The sequence below is a fragment of the Methylibium sp. genome (genome assembly GCF_965279545.1).
Taxonomy (GTDB): domain Bacteria; phylum Pseudomonadota; class Gammaproteobacteria; order Burkholderiales; family Burkholderiaceae_C; genus Methylibium.
This window is the reverse complement of sequence record NZ_OZ257250.1, coordinates 3,628,128-3,646,025: the sequence shown is the minus strand read 5'-3', so window position 1 is coordinate 3,646,025 and position 17,898 is coordinate 3,628,128. Positions and strand designations below refer to the sequence as shown.

The following is a 17,898-nucleotide window of genomic DNA, read 5'->3' as shown; positions in this document are numbered from 1 at the left end:
TCAACAAAAGGGATCGAGCCCACCGTTCAACCCCGTTCGAGGGCGTCGCACGTAGAAGCCCCACCCGCCGCGATGGCAGACTGAGCAGGCCCATGTCCGACCCCACGCCCGAGCCCTCCGACGACACGCTGATGCAGGCCTTCGCCGGCGGCGATGCGCGCGCCTTCGAGCGGCTCTACGCGCGCCACCATGTCGCGCTCTACCGCTTCGTGCGCCGGCTGCTCGGCAGCGCCTGCGCGGCGCAGACCGACGAGGTGTTCCAGGACACCTGGCTGCGCGTGATCGACGCACGCAAGCGCTGGGCACCGCAGGGCGCGAGCTTTCGCACCTGGTTGTTCACGCTGGGCCACCACCGCGCGGTCGACTGCCTGCGCAAGAGCGGCCGCGAGGTGTCGGTCGATGCGCCGGGGCCCGACCCGTGGGAACCCGAAGGCGAGCCCTGGGCCCGCTGGCCGGCCGCCACCCACGGCGCCGACGGGCAGGGCGTCGACGACCAGGCCTTCTGGCGCGCCGCGGGCCAGCGCCTGCTGGACTGCCTGGACGGCCTGCCGGCCGCGCAGAAGGCGGTGTTCCTGCTGCACCACGAGGACGGCCTGTCGTTGGCCGAACTCGCCGCGGCGCTGGAACTCGGCTTCGAGACCGCCAAGAGCCGGCTGCGCTATGCGATGAGCAAGCTGCGCACCTGCATGGGCGCCTACCTGCCCGGTGCCGGCGCCGACGCACTGGCCGCGCGCGAGGGGAGCGCATGACCTCGCACCCGACCGGCGGCGACGACGATCCGGCGCGCGACGCCCACCTGCGGGCCGCGCTGCGGCATGCACCGGACCGCGATGCCCGCCCGCCGGCCGAGCTGAGCCGGCGCATCCTCGACGCCGCGCGGGCTGCCGCGCTGTCCTCGGCGAAGACGACGGCGCGACCGGCCACCGGCTCCTGGGCGCGTGTGCGCGCCTGGCTGGCCTCCAGCATCGAAGGACTGCGCCATCCGGGCGCGACGGCGGCGTTCGCGAGCCTGATGCTCGCCACCGTGATCGGCGTGATGTGGCGCGACGGCCCGCCGCCTGGGACCGAACCGGTCCACGAAAGCGCAGCCCCTGCGGCGCCGTCGACCGCACCGTCTGCATCGGCCGCAGCCCCAGCCCCCGCAGCGGACCGACCGCCGGCACGCCGCGACGAACCGGCCGAGGCCGCCGCGGCCGTGGCCGCGCGCGACGCTGCGGCCACCACGGCCCGGCGTGCCGACGACGACGGCGCACGACGCGAGGCCGCCGCCCCGCGACCCCGTACGACGGCCCCTGCACCATCGGATCCGCCCGCCCAGAAGGCCGCGGCCCAGGAGAAGAGAAACGCAGCGCCCGAGGCGGCGGCCCCGCCGGCCGCTTCGCCACCGCCGCCCGCGACGACGGCCACCACACCTGCGCCGTCCGTCGCACCGCCAGACCGGGCCCGCGCCGCGGCGCAGACGCACAACCAGGCCCCGGCGCCGCTCGGCGCCGCAGCCGAGCACGGCGGGCTCGACGAACGGCAGTCGACCCAGACCACGCCACCCGACGACCCGTTGGCCGCGCCGATCGCGGCCCTGCGCGGCAGCGGTGGCGGTGCACTGGCACGGCTGGCGCGCCGCGCCGAGGCCGACGCGGCGGCGCCGTCGTCCGCGGCAGCGATGCTGCCGAGCGCGCTGGCGTGGTTCGGCGACGCGCAGACGCTGACGCGCGGGCAGTGGCGGCCGGTGGCCGCCACTGCGGCGGCGGTGGTGCCGGCGGCCTGGACCGAGGCGCTGTCGGCCGACGGCCGCGCGCTGGGCCGCGTGGCGATCCTGGACGGCGCGCTGTGGTGGCAACCCGCCGGCGAGGACGGCCGCGCCTGGCGGGCGCCGCTGCCGGCCGGCAGCGCGGCGCAGCGCCTGGGCGAGGCGCTGGCGTCCGGCGCGCTGGACCGGCCGCCGTCCCGACCCTGAGCGCCTGCGCGCGAACGGTCGGCCCCGCATAATGGCGGGTTGCCCTGCACGCCTGCGGGGCTCGCCGACCATGCTGGACACGCCGCCCCCACCCGATCGCGCTGCCGCAGCCTCAGCCGCCGACGAGCACGAGGCCGCGCCGCGCCGCCTGCCGGCCGCCGAGCCCGCCGCGATGATCCGCGTGCGCGGCGCGCGCACGCACAACCTGAAGAACATCGACCTCGACATCCCGCGGCTGAAGCTGGTGGTGATCACCGGCCTGTCCGGCTCGGGCAAGTCGAGCCTGGCGTTCGACACGCTCTACGCCGAGGGCCAGCGCCGCTACGTCGAGAGCCTCAGTGCCTACGCGCGGCAGTTCCTGCAGCTGATGGACAAGCCCGATGTCGACGTGATCGAGGGCCTGTCGCCGGCCATCAGCATCGAGCAGAAGGCCACCTCGCACAACCCGCGCTCCACCGTCGGCACCGTCACCGAGATCCACGACTACCTGCGCCTGCTGTACGCCCGCGCCGGCACGCCGTTCTGCCCCGACCACGAGCTGCCGCTGCAGGCCCAGAGCGTGAGCCAGATGGTCGACGCGGTGCTCGCGCTGCCCGAGGACACGCGGCTGATGATCCTGGCGCCGGTGCTGCGCGAGCGCAAGGGTGAGCACGGCGAGCTGTTCGAGGACATGCAGGCGCGCGGCTACGTGCGCTTCCGCATCGACGGCACGGTGCACGAGATCACCGACCTGCCCAAGCTGAAGAAGAACGAGAAGCACGACATCGACGTGGTGATCGACCGGCTCAAGGTGCGGCCCGGGATGGGGCAGCGCCTGGCCGAGAGCTTCGAGGCCGCACTGCGCTTCGCCGACGGGCGGGCGATCGCGTGGGAGATGGACTCTGGCCAGGAGCATCTGTTCTCCGCCAAGTTCGCCTGCCCGGTCTGCAGCTACTCGCTGGCCGAGTTGGAGCCGCGGCTGTTCTCGTTCAACTCGCCGGTCGGCGCCTGCCCGAGCTGCGACGGCCTGGGCGAGGTGACGGTGTTCGACCCGGAGCGCGTGGTCGCCTTCCCGTCGCTCAGCCTCGCCAGCGGCGCGATCAAGGGCTGGGACCGGCGCAACGCCTACACCCACTCGATGCTGGAGAGCGTGGCGCGGCACTACGGCTTCGACACCGACACGCCGTTCGAGCAGCTGTCGGCCGAGCACCGGCAGGTGCTGCTGCACGGCTCGGGCGAGACCGAGATCGCCTTCGTCTACGCCAGCGAGGCCGCGAGCGGCAAGAAGCGCAGCGTGAAGCGCTCGCATCCCTTCGAAGGCATCATCCCGAGCTTCGAGCGGCGCTACCGCGAGACCGACTCGGTCGCGGTGCGCGAGGACCTGGCGCGCTACCAGGCTGCCAAGCCCTGCCCCGACTGCCACGGCACGCGGCTGCGGCGCGAGGCGCGCCACGTGAAGCTGGTCGACGTGGCGAGCGGCACGGCGCGGCCGATCTACGAGATCGCGCACGCGACGCTGCGCGAGGCGCAGCAGGTGTTCGACGGCCTGCGGCTGCAGGGCGCCAAGGCCGAGATCGCCGACAAGGTGGTACGAGAGATCTCGTCGCGGCTCAAGTTCCTGAACGACGTGGGGCTCAACTACCTGAGCCTGGACCGCAGCGCCGATACGCTGTCGGGCGGCGAAGCGCAGCGCATCCGCCTGGCCAGCCAGATCGGCTCCGGCCTGACCGGCGTGATGTACGTGCTCGACGAGCCCAGCATCGGCCTGCACCAGCGCGACAACGACCGGCTGATCGCGACGCTGAAGCACCTGCGCGACATCGGCAACAGCGTGCTGGTGGTCGAGCACGACGAGGACATGATCCGCGCCGCCGACCACGTGATCGACATGGGCCCCGGCGCCGGCGTGCACGGCGGGCGCGTGATCGCGCAGGGCCGCTTCGCCGACGTGTGCGCCACGCCCGAATCGCTGACCGGCCAGTACCTCGGGCGGGCGCTGCGCATCGCGGTGCCGCGCCATCGCACGCCGTGGCGCAGCGACGCGGCACCGCGCACCGATGGCGACACCGCCGCCGCCGGCCTGCCGCCGCGCAAGGCCGGCAAGAACGAACCCACGCCGGGCCAGCGCGCCTGGGCCGAGCGCGGCGCGATCACCGCGCTGCGCATCGCCGGTGCGCGCGGCAACAACCTCCAGGGCGTGAGTGTCGAGATCCCGGTCGGCCTGCTGACCTGCGTGACCGGCGTGTCGGGCTCCGGCAAGAGCACGCTGGTCAACGACACGCTGTACGCCGCGGTCGCACGCAAGCTCTACCAGAGCCACCTCGACCCGGCACCGCACGACGAGATCGACGGCATCGAGCACTTCGACAAGGTGATCAACGTCGACCAGAGCCCGATCGGCCGCACGCCGCGCTCCAACCCGGCCACCTACACCGGCCTGTTCACGCCGATCCGCGAGCTGTTCGCCGAGGTGCCGGCGGCACGCGAGCGCGGCTACGGGCCGGGCCGCTTTTCCTTCAACGTGGCCGGCGGGCGCTGCGAGGCCTGCCAGGGCGACGGCGTGCTGAAGGTCGAGATGCACTTCCTGCCCGACGTCTACGTGCCCTGCGATGTCTGCCATGGCAAGCGCTACAACCGCGAGACGCTCGAGGTGCTCTACAAGGGCAAGAACATCACCGAGGTGCTGAACCTCACGGTGGAGGATGCGCACGCCTACTTCAGCGCCGTGCCGAGCATCGCGCGCAAGCTGCAGACGCTGCTCGACGTGGGCCTGGGCTACATCACGCTGGGCCAGAGTGCCACCACGCTGTCGGGCGGCGAGGCGCAGCGGGTGAAGCTCGCGCTCGAGCTGAGCAAGCGCGACACCGGCCGCACGCTCTACATCCTCGACGAGCCGACCACCGGCCTGCACTTCGCCGACATCGACCTGCTGCTCAAGGTGCTGCACCAGCTGCGCGACGCCGGCAACACCATCGTCGTGATCGAGCACAACCTCGACGTCATCAAGACCGCCGACTGGCTGATCGACATGGGCCCCGAAGGCGGCGCCGGCGGCGGCCAGGTGGTGGCGGTGGGCACGCCCGAGGACGTGGCCGCCAACCCGGCGAGCCACACCGGGCGCTACCTGCGACCGCTGCTGGACGATTAAGCGCACCAGCGCTCGATCTGCGGCGCCCTCTCCCGCGCGCGGGAGAGGGGTGGGGTGAGGGACCCCCCGGAATCAATTCACCAGCCGGATCTCCACGCGCCGCGCCTCCGGCGCTTCGCCGTCGCCCAGCGTCACGTCGGGCTTGCGCAGCGTGATGCGCGCGGCATCGATACCCTCGGCCACCAGCGCCGCACGCACGGTCTTCGCGCGCGCCTTGGCGAGCTCGGCGTTCAGCGCTGCGGCACCGCTGGCGTCGTGGAAGCCCGACAACACCACATGGCGCTGCGGCTCGTCCTTCACGGCCTGGATCGCCTTGTCCAGCGCGACGAGGGCGCCGTCCGGCAGCCTGGACTGGCCGACCGCGAAGTAGACCGTTCCGACCACATCGCCTTCGAGCGGGCCGTCGACGAAGGCGATCGCTTCGGCGCCCGCGCCGGCCTGCGGCACGGCATCGCCGGCGGCGTTCATCGCGCGGATCGCCAAGCCGCCGATCAGGCCGGCCACCACCAGGAACACCACGGCCAAGGCCGTCCAGACACCGATGCGCGTGCCTTCGTCTTCTTGATCGAACATTGATCTGCCTTTGCGAGAGGGGTTGAGCGACATGCGATTCTAAGAAGCACGGGTGACGCGCCGGCCCGCCGGCCACCAGGCTCCGCAGGATTGACGGGCACCGCGCCCGCGGCTACATCGGACGCCTGAGGTGCGGTTCACGCGCCCCCCTGGAGACAGCATGGCCCGCAAGTCCAGCGCCAAGAGCGATCGCAGCGAGACCGCGGACGCGAACCCGGTTGCGCCAAACGGCGACCGCGCCTTCGACCTGTGGTGCGACGCGCACCTCGCCGAGGGCTCGAGCGTGCAGCGCCAGCAACGCAGCGCGCCCGACGCCTCGCGCGGGCTCGATCCGGCGCAGCTCGGCCGGGACGGTGCGGTGCTCGAGGTGCGTTTCGCCGATGGCTCGGTGTTCTACACCGACCCGGTCGAGTTCGTTTCCCGCCATGCCCGTCCGCAGGCGGCACGGCGCGGCGCGGCAGGCGGCGCGGCCGCCATCGAGCTGCCTTTCGACCTGGCCCCCAGCACGCAGACACGTTCGCGGGGCGGGGCACCGAGCGCGCCGGTCGAGCGCTACACGGTGAGCGAGCTGACCGACCCGACCAGCCTCGACAAGCTCTACGACTTCGCGTCCATCCTCGGCCACGCGGTCGGCCGCTGGTTCCCGGGCGGCGCGCCGCAGGGCTTTCCGCTCGCGGCCAAGCTGTGCGCGTCGTTCGAGAACGCGAACCTGCACGAGGCGCTCGGCAACGAGGGCGGCGTGCTGCTGCGCTGGACCGACGGCGCCTGGCAGGCTGCCGGCAGCCTGCCGCTGGCCGACGCGAAGGAGCGCGTGCTGGTCTTCCTGCACGGTACCGCGTCGTCCACCGAGGGCAGCTTCGGCAAGCTGTGGGCGGGCGAGTCGGGCGGGCTGCCGGGCGACTTCAAGGCGCTCGCCGAGCGCTGCACGCTGCTGGCCTGGGAGCACCGCAGCCTCACGCGCAGCCCGGTCGACAACACACTCGGCCTCGTCGAGGCCCTGCTCGCCACGCTGCCGGCCGAGCGTCAGTTCGCGGTGGACGTGGTCTCGCATTCGCGCGGCGGCCTGGTCGGCGAGCTGTTCGCGCTGCGCAGCGCGGCGACACTGACCGAGGCGCAGCGCTTCTTCGCGAGCCGCTTCGCGGCCGTGGGCGAACGGGCGCAGCACCCCGACGCACCGCTGCTGCGCCCGCTGTTCGCCGCACTGGGCAACGCGGCGCAGCGCCTGCAGCCGGGCTGCTTCGTCCGCGTGGCCTGCCCGGCGCGCGGCACCTTGCTGGCCGACGGCCGCACCGACCTGTTCCTGTCGCTGCTGCTGCGTGCCATCGGGCTGGCCGTCGGCAGCGGCACCGGCGGCCTGGGCAGCCTGGTGTTCGACCGCGCCACGCGCCTGGTGCGCTCGCTGGTCGCGGCCCGCGCCGATGCCAGGGCGGTACCGGGGCTCGAAGCCATGATCCCCGGCTCGCCGCTGACGCTGGCGCTGGCCGGCTGCGGTGCCCAACCCAGGGACCGGCTGCGCGTGATCGCCGGCGACTCGCGCGGCAAGGGCTGGGGCGGCATCGTCACCCTGCTCGGCGATGTGTTCTACGGCCTGCACGACCACGACTTCGTGGTCCACACGCGCTCGATGTTCGGCGGCCTGCAGCGCAGCGCGCAGCCGCCGCGCAGCCTGCGCTGCGAAGGACCGACGGTCACGCACTTCGCCTACTTCGGCGCCGGCAGCCTGTCGCGCAGCGGCCTGCTGAACACGCTGGCCGGCCGCGACGACGGCTTCGCGTCGCTGGCCGACGACGAGCGCCGCACGCGCGGCCTGCCGCAGGCGCTGAAGCCCGACCCGCTGAGCCGGCGCCCCTTCGACGACTGGCTGGCCGACTTCGGGCTGCGCGAGAACGCGCGCAAGCCGGTGCTGCTGGTGCTGCCCGGCATCATGGGCAGCGAACTGCAGCGCCGCGACGGCGACGAGCGCGTGTGGCTCGCACTCGACGCGATGCTCGACGGCTCGCTGGAGCGGCTGGCGCTCGAAGACCCCGATGCGCGCGCCGACGGCAGCCTGCTGCGCGCCAGCGGGCTGCTGGCGGTCAGCTACGAGCGCCTGCTCGACGAGGCGCGCGCACGCTTTCGCGTCGTCGCCGTGCCCTTCGACTGGCGGCTGTCGATCGAGCACAGCGGCGCGGGCCTGCGCGAGCAGCTGCTCGCGGTCGTGAACAGGTTGAACGACCCGACCGTGCCGGTGCACCTGCTGGTGCATTCGATGGGCGGCCTGATCGCGCGCCAGGCGCTGTACGTCGACGCCGCTGGCAAGGCGCTGTGGCAGGCGCTCAAGCAGCGCGGCAGCCGCCTGGTGATGCTCGGCACGCCGAACAAGGGCTCCTACGCGCCGGCCATGCTGCTGCTGCGCCAGTACCCGTTGGCGACGATGCTCGCGGTGCTGGCGCGCAAGGTGTCGGACCGCGACATGGCGCGCTTCGGTGCCGGCTTCCCCGGCCTGCTGCAGATGCTGCCGCAGGACAGCGACGCCGCCTACGGCGACCTGTTCGATCCGGCAAGCTGGCAGCGCGTGGCCGAAGACGAGCACGGTGCGCAGCTGCCGGACCCCGGCGTGCTGAAGACCGCACGCGACTTCGTGCGCGGCCCGTTCAAGGACAGCTTGCAGGTGCTGTGCGAGGACCCGTCGGTGTTCTATGTGGCCGGCACCGGCAGCACGGTGCTGGCGATGCGCAAGCCGCAGAACGCATGGGAAACCGTGTTCGGCGAAGGCGAAACGGTGATTGCAACGCGGCGCGGCGTGGACTTCCTCGCCGGCCCCGGCGGCGACGGCACGGTGCCTTGGAATTCGACGCTGGCGCCCGAGCGCACCTGGTATGCACCCTGCGAGCACGGCACGCTGCCCGACCACCGCGAGAGCTTCGAGGCCTATTTCGAGCTGCTGAGCGCGGGCCGCACACACCGCCTGCCGCAGCAGGCGCCGCAAAGCCGTGGCGCCCCTGCCGGTGACGCGGCGCTGGCCGTCGTGCCGCCGACGCCGCGCCCGGGCCTGCTGCCGGCCGACGACGAGGAACTGGCCGCCTACATCCTGGCGCGCGGCAGCGACGCGCCCCCCGAGGTGCCGACCCCCGAGCCCATCGAGGTGCGGGTCGTGCACGGCGGGCTGGACTTCGCGCGCTACCCGCTGATGGTCGGCCACTACGAGAACGACGGAGTGTTCGGCGCGGCGAAGCGGGTCGACGAGAAGCTCGGCGGGCAGCTGCAGCAGGTGCTCGACCTCAAGCTCTTCGTCGGTGCCAGCCGCACCGGCCACTACCTGCGGCCCAACAACCACACCGCAAAGCCGCCCGCCTACCCGGGGGCCTTGATGCTCGGCCTGGGCTCGGTCGGTGAGTTGACGCCCGGCCTGCTGTCGGAAACGGTGACGCGCGGCGTGCTGCGCTTCGCGTTCGAGCATGTGCACCGCGACCCCTATTCGCCCGCCGGCAGCGAGCCGGTCGACCTGCGGCTGTCCACGGTGCTGGTCGGCACCCACGTGCAGGCCGTCACCGCGCGCGACAGCCTGGCCGGCCTGCTGTACGGCGTCTGGCGCGCGGCCCAGCTGCTGCTGCAGCTGCCCGGCCAGACCCAGCCGGTGCGCATCCGCGAGGTCGAGGTGATCGAGATCGACGAGCACATCGCGCTCGACGCCGCCTACGAGCTCAAGCGCCTGCTGGCGCGCGACGAGTGGCGCGAGCGGCTGCGCTGGGACCACCCGGTGCTGGAGGTGCGCGAGGGCGGCATCCGCGGCTACCGGCCGCGCGCCACCGGCTCGGTGTGGCAGCGCCTGATCATCGAGCACGATGCGCTGGGCGGCCTGAAGTTCGCGCTGATCGGCGAGCGCGCGCGCGTCGAATCGACCCAGGTCTACTCCGACGTCGCCAGCCTGCGCCGCTTCATCGACCGCGTCAGCGACCACCAGACCACCGCCGCCGACCGCATCGCCAGCCCGACCGATCCGCGCTTCGGCGGCGTGCTGTTCCAGATGCTGCTGCCCTACGACCTGAAGGAGCGGCTGGCGAACCTCGACAACACGGTGCTGGTGGTCGACGACGAATCGGCGCGCTACCCCTGGGAGCTGCTGAGCCCGCCGCTGTCCAGTGCGGCCGATGGTGAAACGCCACGGCCCTTCGTCGTGCACGCCGGCCTGGTGCGACAGCGCGTCACCAAGGAGTTCCGCCGACTGCTGCCGCAGGCCATCGGCGGCTACGACGCGCTGATCGTCGGCGCACCGAGCACGGCCAAGTGGCAGGACGCTCAGGGCGCAGCGCTGCAGTTCAGCACGCTCGACGGCGCGCAGGCCGAGGCCCAGGCCGTCAACGAGCTGCTGCAGCACGACCACCGCGAGTGGCTGCCGGCAGCGCTGATCGGCCCCGCGGTCAGCTTCGACCAGGTGCGCATCGCGCTGCTCGAGAAGCCCTACCGGCTGCTGCACCTGTGCGGCCACGGCGTCGTCGACCAGTGGGTGCGCACGCTGGGCAGCGGCCTGGACGCGCGCGAGATCCGCAAGACCGGCATGGTGCTGAGCAACCAGGAGGTCCTGACCGCGGCCGATGTCGAGCAGATGAGCCCGGCGCCGGAGTTCGTGTTCATCAACTGCTGCTACTCGGGCCGCGACAGCGAGGGCCTGACGAACCCGGGTCCGGACCCGCGCAAGCACCCGATCCTGGCTGCCAGCCTGGCGCTGCAGTTCATCAAGATGGGCTCGAAGGCCGTGGTCGCGGCGGGCTGGCAGGTCGACGACGCGGCGGCGCTGCTGTTCGCACGGACGCTCTACCGCGGGCTGCTCGACGGCGACCCGTTCGGCGAGGCGGTGCGCGTTGCGCGCGAGGCGGTGCATGCTGAAAGCGGCGCGCAAAACAACACCTGGGGCGCCTACCAATGCTATGGCGACCCGCAATGGCGGCTGCGCGCGCCGGCCCGCTCCGGCGGCGCTGCCGCCGGCACCTCGCTGCTGCGCGACGCCGACGGCTGCATGAGCGCACACGAGCTGGCCGACCGCATCGTGCAGGTCGTGGCGGTGGCCGGCGACAAGCCCCCGGCGGCGGTGCTGGGCCAGATCGACAAGCTGCTCGCCACGCTCGAAGCGGACGACGCACGCTGCGCCTGGCTGACCGACTCGCGGGTGCGCTCGGCGCTGGGCTGCGCCTACCGTGAGCTGGGCGACCACGACAGCGCGGCGCGCGCGCTGCAGCTGGGCGCGCGCAGCGCCTATTCGCAGGTGCAGATCGGCCAGCTCGAGCTGCTGGTGAATTCGCTGTCGCGTTCGGCATCGCCCGATGCGCAGGGAGCCGCGGAGCGCCTGCTCGACCGGCTCGACGACGTGTCGAACGACACGCTCGGCCGCTGGCCGCTCGGCGACCAGGACGTGGCACCGACCTCGGCGGCCTCCGAGCGCCAGTGCCTGCGCGGCGGCTTCGTGCTGCGCCAGGCCGCGCGGCTGCTCGACGAGGACAAGGCGCTCGGCGCGGTGGCCGGCGCGCTGGCCGAGGCAGCGCGGCGCTTCGCGAGCGCCTACCGCAGCAAGCGCCATTTCAAGGACAGCGCCGACCGGCGCGCCTACGCGCTGTCGAACGCGCTGCTCGCGGCGGCGCTGGCCGCGCTCGCGCAGCGCGAGCTCGGTGTCGCCGAGGCGGCGCTGGCCGAGGAGGGCCCGCCGCGCGACGGCGAGCTCGCGCTGGGCCCGGTCGCGCTGTGGCTGGCCGAGGCCCGCGCACTGCTCGACGAGCTGGCGGCGCTGGACGACCTGGCGAGCTTCTGGCACCAGACGACCAAGCTGGAGCTGCTGGTCGCGCGCACGCTGCTCGCCCATCTGCAGGACGACAGCTACCCGCTCGACGACCTCGGCCTCGCGCTCGACCTGCTGGACCGGGCGCTGGTGCGCTGGCCCTCGCCGATCCAGCTCGAGAGCCTGCAGCACCGCTTCCTGCTGGCCGGCAACCTGTCTCATGCGCTGCTGCACCTGCCCGGACCGCACCCCTGGGAGGACCTGCGGCAGGCCTTGCCGGTGCTCACCGGCGAGGCGCTCGCGCGGCTGGCCGCACGCAGCAACGGCTCGCACTGACAGCCGGCACCGACGGCTCGCCGACCGTCGCACCGCGCCGCAGCCCACGGCCCGCTCGCGGGCGACCGGGCCGCCGCTCAGCGGGCCGAGGGGTTGCTCGCGCACCGGCCCGCGGCGCGGCGCATGCCCGCTCTAGACTCGGCGCACAACGAGACCGGAGCGCAGACACCATGGGCCTGACCATCGACTACTACCTGGCACCGCAGTCGCCCTACACCTACCTCGGCCACCTGCGCTTCTGGGACATCGCCCGCAAGGCCGGCGCGACGATCCGCGTGCTGCCGGTCGACCTGGGCGGCAAGGTGTTTCCGGTGTCGGGCGGGCTGCCGCTGGGCAAGCGCGCGCCGCAGCGCCAGGCCTACCGGCTGGTGGAGCTGAAACGCTTCAGCGAGTGGCTGCATGCCCCTTTGAACCTGGAGCCGAAGTACTTCCCGGTCCACGGCGATGACGCCGCGCGGCTGATCATCGCCGTGGACCTGCACGACGGCACCGACGCAGCGATGGCCCTGGCCGACAGCATCCTGCGGGCCGTCTGGGTGCAGGACCGCAACATCGCCGACGAGGCGGTGCTCGCGACGCTGCTGGCCGAGCGCGAGTTGCCGGCCGCGCGGCTCGAAGCCGCGCACTCGCAGGCGGTGCAGGAGCGCTACGAGGCCGACTCGCAGGCCGCGGTTGAGGCCGGCGTGTTCGGCGCGCCGAGCTACGTGGTCCAGGGCGAGATCTTCTGGGGCCAGGACCGGCTCGACTTCCTGGAACGCCGGCTCGGAGCCGCTTGAACCGGCGCGCGATGGCGGCCCGACGCGCGGCACGGCCGGCGACGACGCCACAATACGCACGCCCGTCCGCAGCGACATCATGTCCATCCCCTTCCACCCCCGAGAGGCGCAGCGCCTGGCCGTGCTGCGCGAACTCGGTGTGCTCGACGCACCGGCCGGTGCCGGCCTCGATGCCCTGAGCGCCTGCGCTGCGCGGCTCACCGGCACCCCGATGGCCGCGATCACGCTGATCGACGAGGACGTGCAGTGGTTCCTGTCGCGCAGCGGCTTCGATCTGACGCAGATCCCCCGCGGACAGGCCTTCTGCTCGCACGCGATCCTCGGCGACGGCCTGTTCGAGGTGCCGGACCTGGCCCGCGACCCGCGTTTTCGCGACAGCACGCTCGTCACCGACGGGCCGCGCGTGCGCTTCTACGCCGGGCAGCCGCTCTCGATCGACGGCCTGGCCGTGGGCACGCTGTGCGTGTTCGACCGGCAGCCGCGCACCTTGAGCGCGTCCGACCGCGACGCGCTGCAGCAGCTGGGCCGTGCAGCGGTCGAACTGCTGCAGTCGCGGCAGCGGCTGCGCGAAGCCTCGCGCCTGCGCGAGCGGCTGTTCGATTTCGCCCGCGCCGGCGGCGACTGGATGTGGGAGAGCGACGCCCGGCACCGCTACCGCTGGCTCTCCGATGCCTACCAGCCGATGACGGGCCTCGACCCGAACCAGCAGCTCGGCGAGCCGATCACCGATGCCCAGCTGCTCGACACGGCCGGCAGCCCGCGGGTGCCGGCCCAGTACTACCGGGCGCTGCTCGACCGGCAGGAGCCCTTCGCACGCGTGATCACCACCAAGCGCACGCCGCGCGGGCTGCTGTACCTGTCGCGCAGCGCGGTGCCGGTGTTCGATGCCGCGGGCCACTTCGAAGGCTACCGGGGCACGGTGCGCGACGTCACGGCCTCGCTGGCTTCGGCCACCGAGGCGCGGCACGGCGAGGTCACGCTGCGCGAACTGGCCGCCCAGGTGCCGGGCATGCTGTTCACCTTCGAAGAGCACCCGGACGGCCGCGCCGGCTACCCCTTCGTCAGCGACGGCGCACAGCGCGTTCTCGGCATGCCGGCCGCGGCGCTGCAGGCCGATGCGCTGATGTTCTTCCGCCAGGTCCACCCGCCGGACCTGGCCGCGCTTGGCAAGGCCCTGGCCGAGGGCGCGGCCCGGCTGACGCGGCTGGAGCACAGCTTTCGCATGGCCCTGCCCGACGGCTCGCTGCGCTGGTTCGAGATGCGCGCCGCACCGACGCGCCTGAGCGACGGCGGAACGCTGTGGCACGGCTTCACCGCCGACGTGACCGGACGCAAGGCGATCGAGGAAGCGCTGCGCGCGCACGAGGACCGTTGGCAGATCGCCGCCAACGCGGCGCGCATCGGCATCGCGGAGTTCACGCTGGCCGACGGCCTGCTGAGCCTCGACCGTCGCGCCTGCATCAACCACGGCTTCGAGTACCCGCACGGCCGCCTGACGCTCGACGACTGGGTGGCACAGATCGACCCGGCCGACCGCGATGCCGTGGTGGCCGGCATCGGCCAGGCGCTGGCCGGCGAGGTGCCGTTCGAGGGCCGCTACCGCATTCGGCGGCCCGACGGCAGCATGCGCTGGCTCGAGTTCGTGGTGCGCGCCACGCGCGACCAGGCCGGCGCAGCGATCGGCGCCATCGGCACCTGCCGCGATGTGCACGAGCAACAGCTCGCCGACGAGATGTCGCGTGGCATGCAGGAGGCCGAGCGCTCGAGCCGGGCGAAGAACGAGTTTCTCTCGCGGGTGAGCCACGAGCTGCGCACGCCGCTGAACGGCATCCTCGGCTTCACCCAGCTGATGGCGCTGGACGAGGAGCATCCGCTCGCCGCGCCCCAGGCCCAGCGGCTCGCCAGTGTGCAGCGCGCGGGGCGCCGCCTGCTCGACCTGATCAACGACGTGCTGGAGCTCAGCCGCATCGAAAGCGCCGACCTGCCGGTGCGCGCTCTGGCGGTCGATCTCGACGCCGCGCTGCACGCCAGCCTGAGCCTGGTGCAGCCGCTCGCGCGCGGACGCACCATCGCGATCGAGCCGCCGCCGCCCAGCGGCCTGTGGGTTCGCGGCGACGAGCGCGCGATCGAGCAGGTGCTGATGAACCTGCTGTCGAACGCCATCAAGTACAGCACCGAAAGCAGCCCGGTGCTCGTGAGTCTGCGCCGCGAGGGCGGCCAGGTCTCGGTGGCCGTGCGCGACCGCGGCGTCGGCCTGAGCGCCGAGCAGCAGGCGCGGCTGTTCCAGCCTTTCGACCGGCTCGGCGCCGAACGACACCGCATCGAGGGCAGCGGCCTCGGCCTGGTGATCGCGCGCCAGCTTGCCGAGGCGATGGGCGGCAGCATCGGCGTCGTCAGCGCGCCGGGGGCCGGCTCGACCTTCACGCTGCGGCTCTGCGAGGCCGAGGCGCCGAGCGGTGACGCCTACCTCGCCACCCAGCCCGGCGCTCTGCTGCACGAACCGCCGCTGCCTCGTCGCGCGCTGCGGCAGGTGGTCTACATCGAGGACGAGCTGCTCAACCAGGTGCTGCTGCAGGAGGTGTTCCGCGCCCGACCGAACTGGCAGCTGCACATTGCCGACGACGGCGCCACCGGCCTGCGCCTGGCGCGCAAGATCGCACCGCACCTGATGCTGATCGACATGAACCTGCCCGACACCAACGGCCTGGCGCTGGTGCAGACGCTGCGCGCCGACCCGTCGACGCGGCAACTGCGCTGCATCGCGCTGTCGGCCGACGCGATGAACGAGCAGATCGTCGCGGCGCGCCGCGCCGGCTTCGACGACTACTGGACCAAGCCGATCGACGTGGCCCGCGTGCTGGCGGGGCTGGACGCGCTGCTCGACGCACCGGATTGAATGGAGCCCCCGGCTGCGGACTTACCGCAGCCACCCCCCGCGGGGGTCTCGGCCGGCTTGGGAGCGGCCCGGCGCTCGGCCGAGTTGATGGAGCCCCCGGCTGCGGACTTACCGCAGCCACCCCCCGCGGGGGTCTCGGCCGGCTTGGGAGCGGCCCGGCGCTCGGCCGAGTTGATGGAGCCCCCGGCTGCGGACCTGCCCACGCTGCGCGCCCACAAAAAAGCCCGGCCGGAGCCGGGCTTGCGATGCGGTCACGGGGACCGGCAGCTCACTTGAGGTGGCTGTTGACGAGCTTGGTCATCTCGAACATGTCGGCCTTGGCCTTGCCGAAGACTTCCTTCAGCTTGGCGTCGGCGACGATCACGCGCTTTTGCACGGCGTCCTGCAGCTTGTGCTTCTTGATGTATTCCCAGATCTTCTTGGTCACATCGGTGCGCGGCAGCGGCTTGTCGCCGACGATCGCGGCCAGCGCGGCGCTGGGCGTCAGGGCCTTCATGAAGGCGGCGTTCGGCGTGCGCTTCTTGGCCGGAGCGGCCTTCTTCGCAGGAGCCTTCTTCGCCGGTGCCGCCTTCTTGGCCGGAGCGGCCTTCTTTGCCGGCGCCTTCTTGGCGGCGGCCTTTTTCGCAGTTGCCATTTGAATCACTCCATCAAAAGTTGTTGATGTGCTGGGCCCCGGGCGATAGCCGCATGAGCTCTCATTCTCACAGCGACCCTGCGGCGCGAATGGTACTGCGCGTGTGCTGCATTGAGAAGCAGTTTGTCCATGGAAAACGCGCATTGCTGCAGGCTCACAGCCCGTTCTGTCGCTGCAGGGCATCAGTTGCGCGGCGCATCGGCCATGACGCAGCGCCGCATCGGACGTGCAAACGGCCCGCGCAACGCCTTCGCCGCAATTCCCTTTTCCAATTGATGGCAATTGCATTGTGTGCAATTTAATTGGGCGATCGAGGCTAAAGTGCGGCGCATGGCAAGCCCGCAAACCGCATCGAAGCCCCTCGTCGCTGCGCCGCCGCGCGCCACGGCCCGGGTGCCGGCACGCCGGGCTCGGCCGACGGCCGGGGTGCCCGGGGCGGCGCTGGCGCTCGACGCGCAGCTGTGCTTCGCGCTGCACTCCAGCTCGCTGGCAATGACCCGGCGCTACCGGCCCGTGCTCGACGCGCTGGGGCTGACCTATCCGCAGTACCTGGTGATGCTCGCGCTCTGGGAGCGCGACGGCCTGAGCGTGTCGCGGCTCGGCGAGCGCCTGTTCCTCGACTCCGGCACGCTGACGCCGCTGCTCAAGCGGCTGCAAGCCGCCGGGCTGCTGACCCGCGAGCGCGCCGCCGCCGACGAGCGCCGGGTTGTCGTCACGCTGACACCGGCCGGTCGCACGCTGCGCCGGCGTGCGCTGGGCATCCCGGCGACGCTGGCCGGTGCCACCGGTTGCGCACCGGACGAACTCGCGTCCCTGACCACGACGCTGCAGCGCCTGCGCACGGTGCTGGGCGCACCCGAAGTTTCCGCCGCGGCCTGAGGGCCGCACCCTCCCCACCTGATCCCGAAAGGACTGACCATGAACAAGATCGAGAACGTGCTCTACCGCGCCCAGGCCACCGCCACCGGCGGCCGCGAAGGCCACGCGGTGTCGTCGGACAAGGTGCTCGACATCCAGCTGTCCACCCCGAAGGAACTCGGCGGCGGCGGCGGCCCGGGCACCAACCCCGAGCAGCTGTTCGCCGCGGGCTATTCGGCCTGCTTCCTCGGCGCGATGAAGTTCGTCGCCGGTCAGAAGAAGACCACGCTGCCGGCCGACACCACCGTGACCGGCAAGGTCGGCATCGGCCTGATCCCGCAGGGCTTCGGCATCGAAGTCGACCTGGCGATCAGCATCCCCGGCATGGCCAAGGCCGACGCCGAGGCGCTGGTCGAAGCGGCGCACGGCGTGTGCCCGTACTCGAACGCGACGCGCGGCAACATCGAGGTGCGCCTGAGCGTGGTCTGACAGCAGACCGCGACCGCGCCACGAGGGGCGGCCGGTGGCCGCCCTTTTTTCTTGCCGCACCGCGGGCAGGAAGCCGCGCTCGCACCGGGCGCACGGGGCCTGTCTGCACGGCGGCTCGCCGTGTATCCTGCACGCCATGAAGATCCTCGCCCGATGGCTGCTGCTCGCGGCGGCGCTGCTGCTGGTGGCTCACCTCTATCCCGGCGTCGTGGTGCAGAGCTTCGGCGCCGCGATGATCGCGGCCTTCGTGCTCGGCCTGTTCAACGCCGTGCTGCGCCCGTTGCTGGTGCTGCTGACCTTGCCGGTCACGCTGCTGACGCTGGGGCTGTTCCTGTTCGTGATCAACGCGCTGATGTTCTATTTCGCCGCAAGCGTGCTCGACGGCTTCAGCGTGCGCGGCTTCGGCGCCGCGCTGATCGGCTCGCTGATCTACAGCGTGTGCGGGTTGGTGATCGATGCGGCGCTGGAGCGGCTGTTCAGTCGGTCCGACTGATGGCGCAGCCCGG

12 protein-coding genes are annotated in these 17,898 nt (G+C 72.5%); 10 read left to right on the top strand and 2 right to left on the bottom strand.

Annotation, left to right across the window (positions count from 1 at the left end; translation table 11 throughout):
- Positions 1-92 precede the first annotated feature (92 nt).
- From ACQY9S_RS17120 to uvrA, 3 genes are all read left to right on the top strand, one after another.
- The gene (locus tag ACQY9S_RS17120) at positions 93-749 is read left to right on the top strand and encodes a sigma-70 family RNA polymerase sigma factor (RefSeq protein WP_428421302.1); all 657 of its coding nucleotides are present in this window, start codon (positions 93-95) and stop codon (positions 747-749) included.
- Positions 746-1,954, top strand: coding sequence for a hypothetical protein (locus ACQY9S_RS17115; RefSeq protein WP_428421300.1), 1,209 nt, complete (start codon positions 746-748; stop codon positions 1,952-1,954). The genes ACQY9S_RS17120 and ACQY9S_RS17115 overlap by 4 nt, the downstream gene beginning before the upstream one ends.
- A 70-nt stretch (positions 1,955-2,024) precedes the next feature.
- Positions 2,025-5,081 carry an excinuclease ABC subunit UvrA gene (gene uvrA, locus ACQY9S_RS17110; RefSeq protein WP_428421299.1) on the top strand — a complete coding sequence of 1,019 codons (3,057 nt, stop codon included), beginning with the start codon at positions 2,025-2,027 and terminating at the stop codon, positions 5,079-5,081.
- Positions 5,082-5,153: 72 nt separating this feature from the next.
- Here uvrA and ACQY9S_RS17105 read toward each other — a convergent pair whose 3' ends face one another.
- Entirely contained in the window at positions 5,154-5,654 is a 501-nt protein-coding gene (locus ACQY9S_RS17105; protein ID WP_428421298.1) for an OmpA family protein, read from the bottom strand.
- A gap of 160 nt (positions 5,655-5,814) precedes the next feature.
- Between ACQY9S_RS17105 and ACQY9S_RS17100 the strand changes: the two genes are divergently transcribed.
- From ACQY9S_RS17100 to ACQY9S_RS17090, 3 genes are all read left to right on the top strand, one after another.
- Positions 5,815-11,739: a CHAT domain-containing protein gene (locus ACQY9S_RS17100; RefSeq protein WP_428421296.1), complete on the top strand. Its 5,925-nt coding sequence runs from the start codon at positions 5,815-5,817 to the stop codon at positions 11,737-11,739.
- Between the two features lie 170 nt (positions 11,740-11,909).
- Entirely contained in the window at positions 11,910-12,515 is a 606-nt protein-coding gene (locus ACQY9S_RS17095) for a 2-hydroxychromene-2-carboxylate isomerase (RefSeq protein ID WP_428421294.1), read from the top strand.
- A gap of 79 nt (positions 12,516-12,594) precedes the next feature.
- On the top strand, positions 12,595-15,411 hold the full coding sequence (locus ACQY9S_RS17090) for an ATP-binding protein (protein ID WP_428421292.1): 2,817 nt from the start codon (positions 12,595-12,597) through the stop codon (positions 15,409-15,411).
- Between the two features lie 268 nt (positions 15,412-15,679).
- Here ACQY9S_RS17090 and ACQY9S_RS17085 read toward each other — a convergent pair whose 3' ends face one another.
- A complete protein-coding gene (locus ACQY9S_RS17085) occupies positions 15,680-16,045 on the bottom strand; it encodes an SWIB/MDM2 domain-containing protein (RefSeq protein WP_428421290.1) in 366 nt (121 codons plus the stop codon).
- Between the two features lie 129 nt (positions 16,046-16,174).
- Between ACQY9S_RS17085 and ACQY9S_RS17080 the strand changes: the two genes are divergently transcribed.
- From ACQY9S_RS17080 to ACQY9S_RS17065, 4 genes are all read left to right on the top strand, one after another.
- Positions 16,175-16,321, top strand: a complete 147-nt coding sequence (locus ACQY9S_RS17080) for a hypothetical protein (protein WP_428421289.1) — start codon at positions 16,175-16,177, stop codon at positions 16,319-16,321.
- Positions 16,322-16,375: 54 nt separating this feature from the next.
- A complete protein-coding gene (locus ACQY9S_RS17075; protein ID WP_428421287.1) occupies positions 16,376-16,924 on the top strand; it encodes a MarR family winged helix-turn-helix transcriptional regulator in 549 nt (182 codons plus the stop codon).
- 39 nt (positions 16,925-16,963) lie between these two features.
- Entirely contained in the window at positions 16,964-17,392 is a 429-nt protein-coding gene (locus tag ACQY9S_RS17070; RefSeq protein WP_428421285.1) for an organic hydroperoxide resistance protein, read from the top strand.
- A 136-nt stretch (positions 17,393-17,528) separates the two neighbouring features.
- Entirely contained in the window at positions 17,529-17,885 is a 357-nt protein-coding gene (locus ACQY9S_RS17065) for a phage holin family protein (RefSeq protein ID WP_428421283.1), read from the top strand.
- The last annotated feature ends 13 nt before the right edge of the window (positions 17,886-17,898 follow it).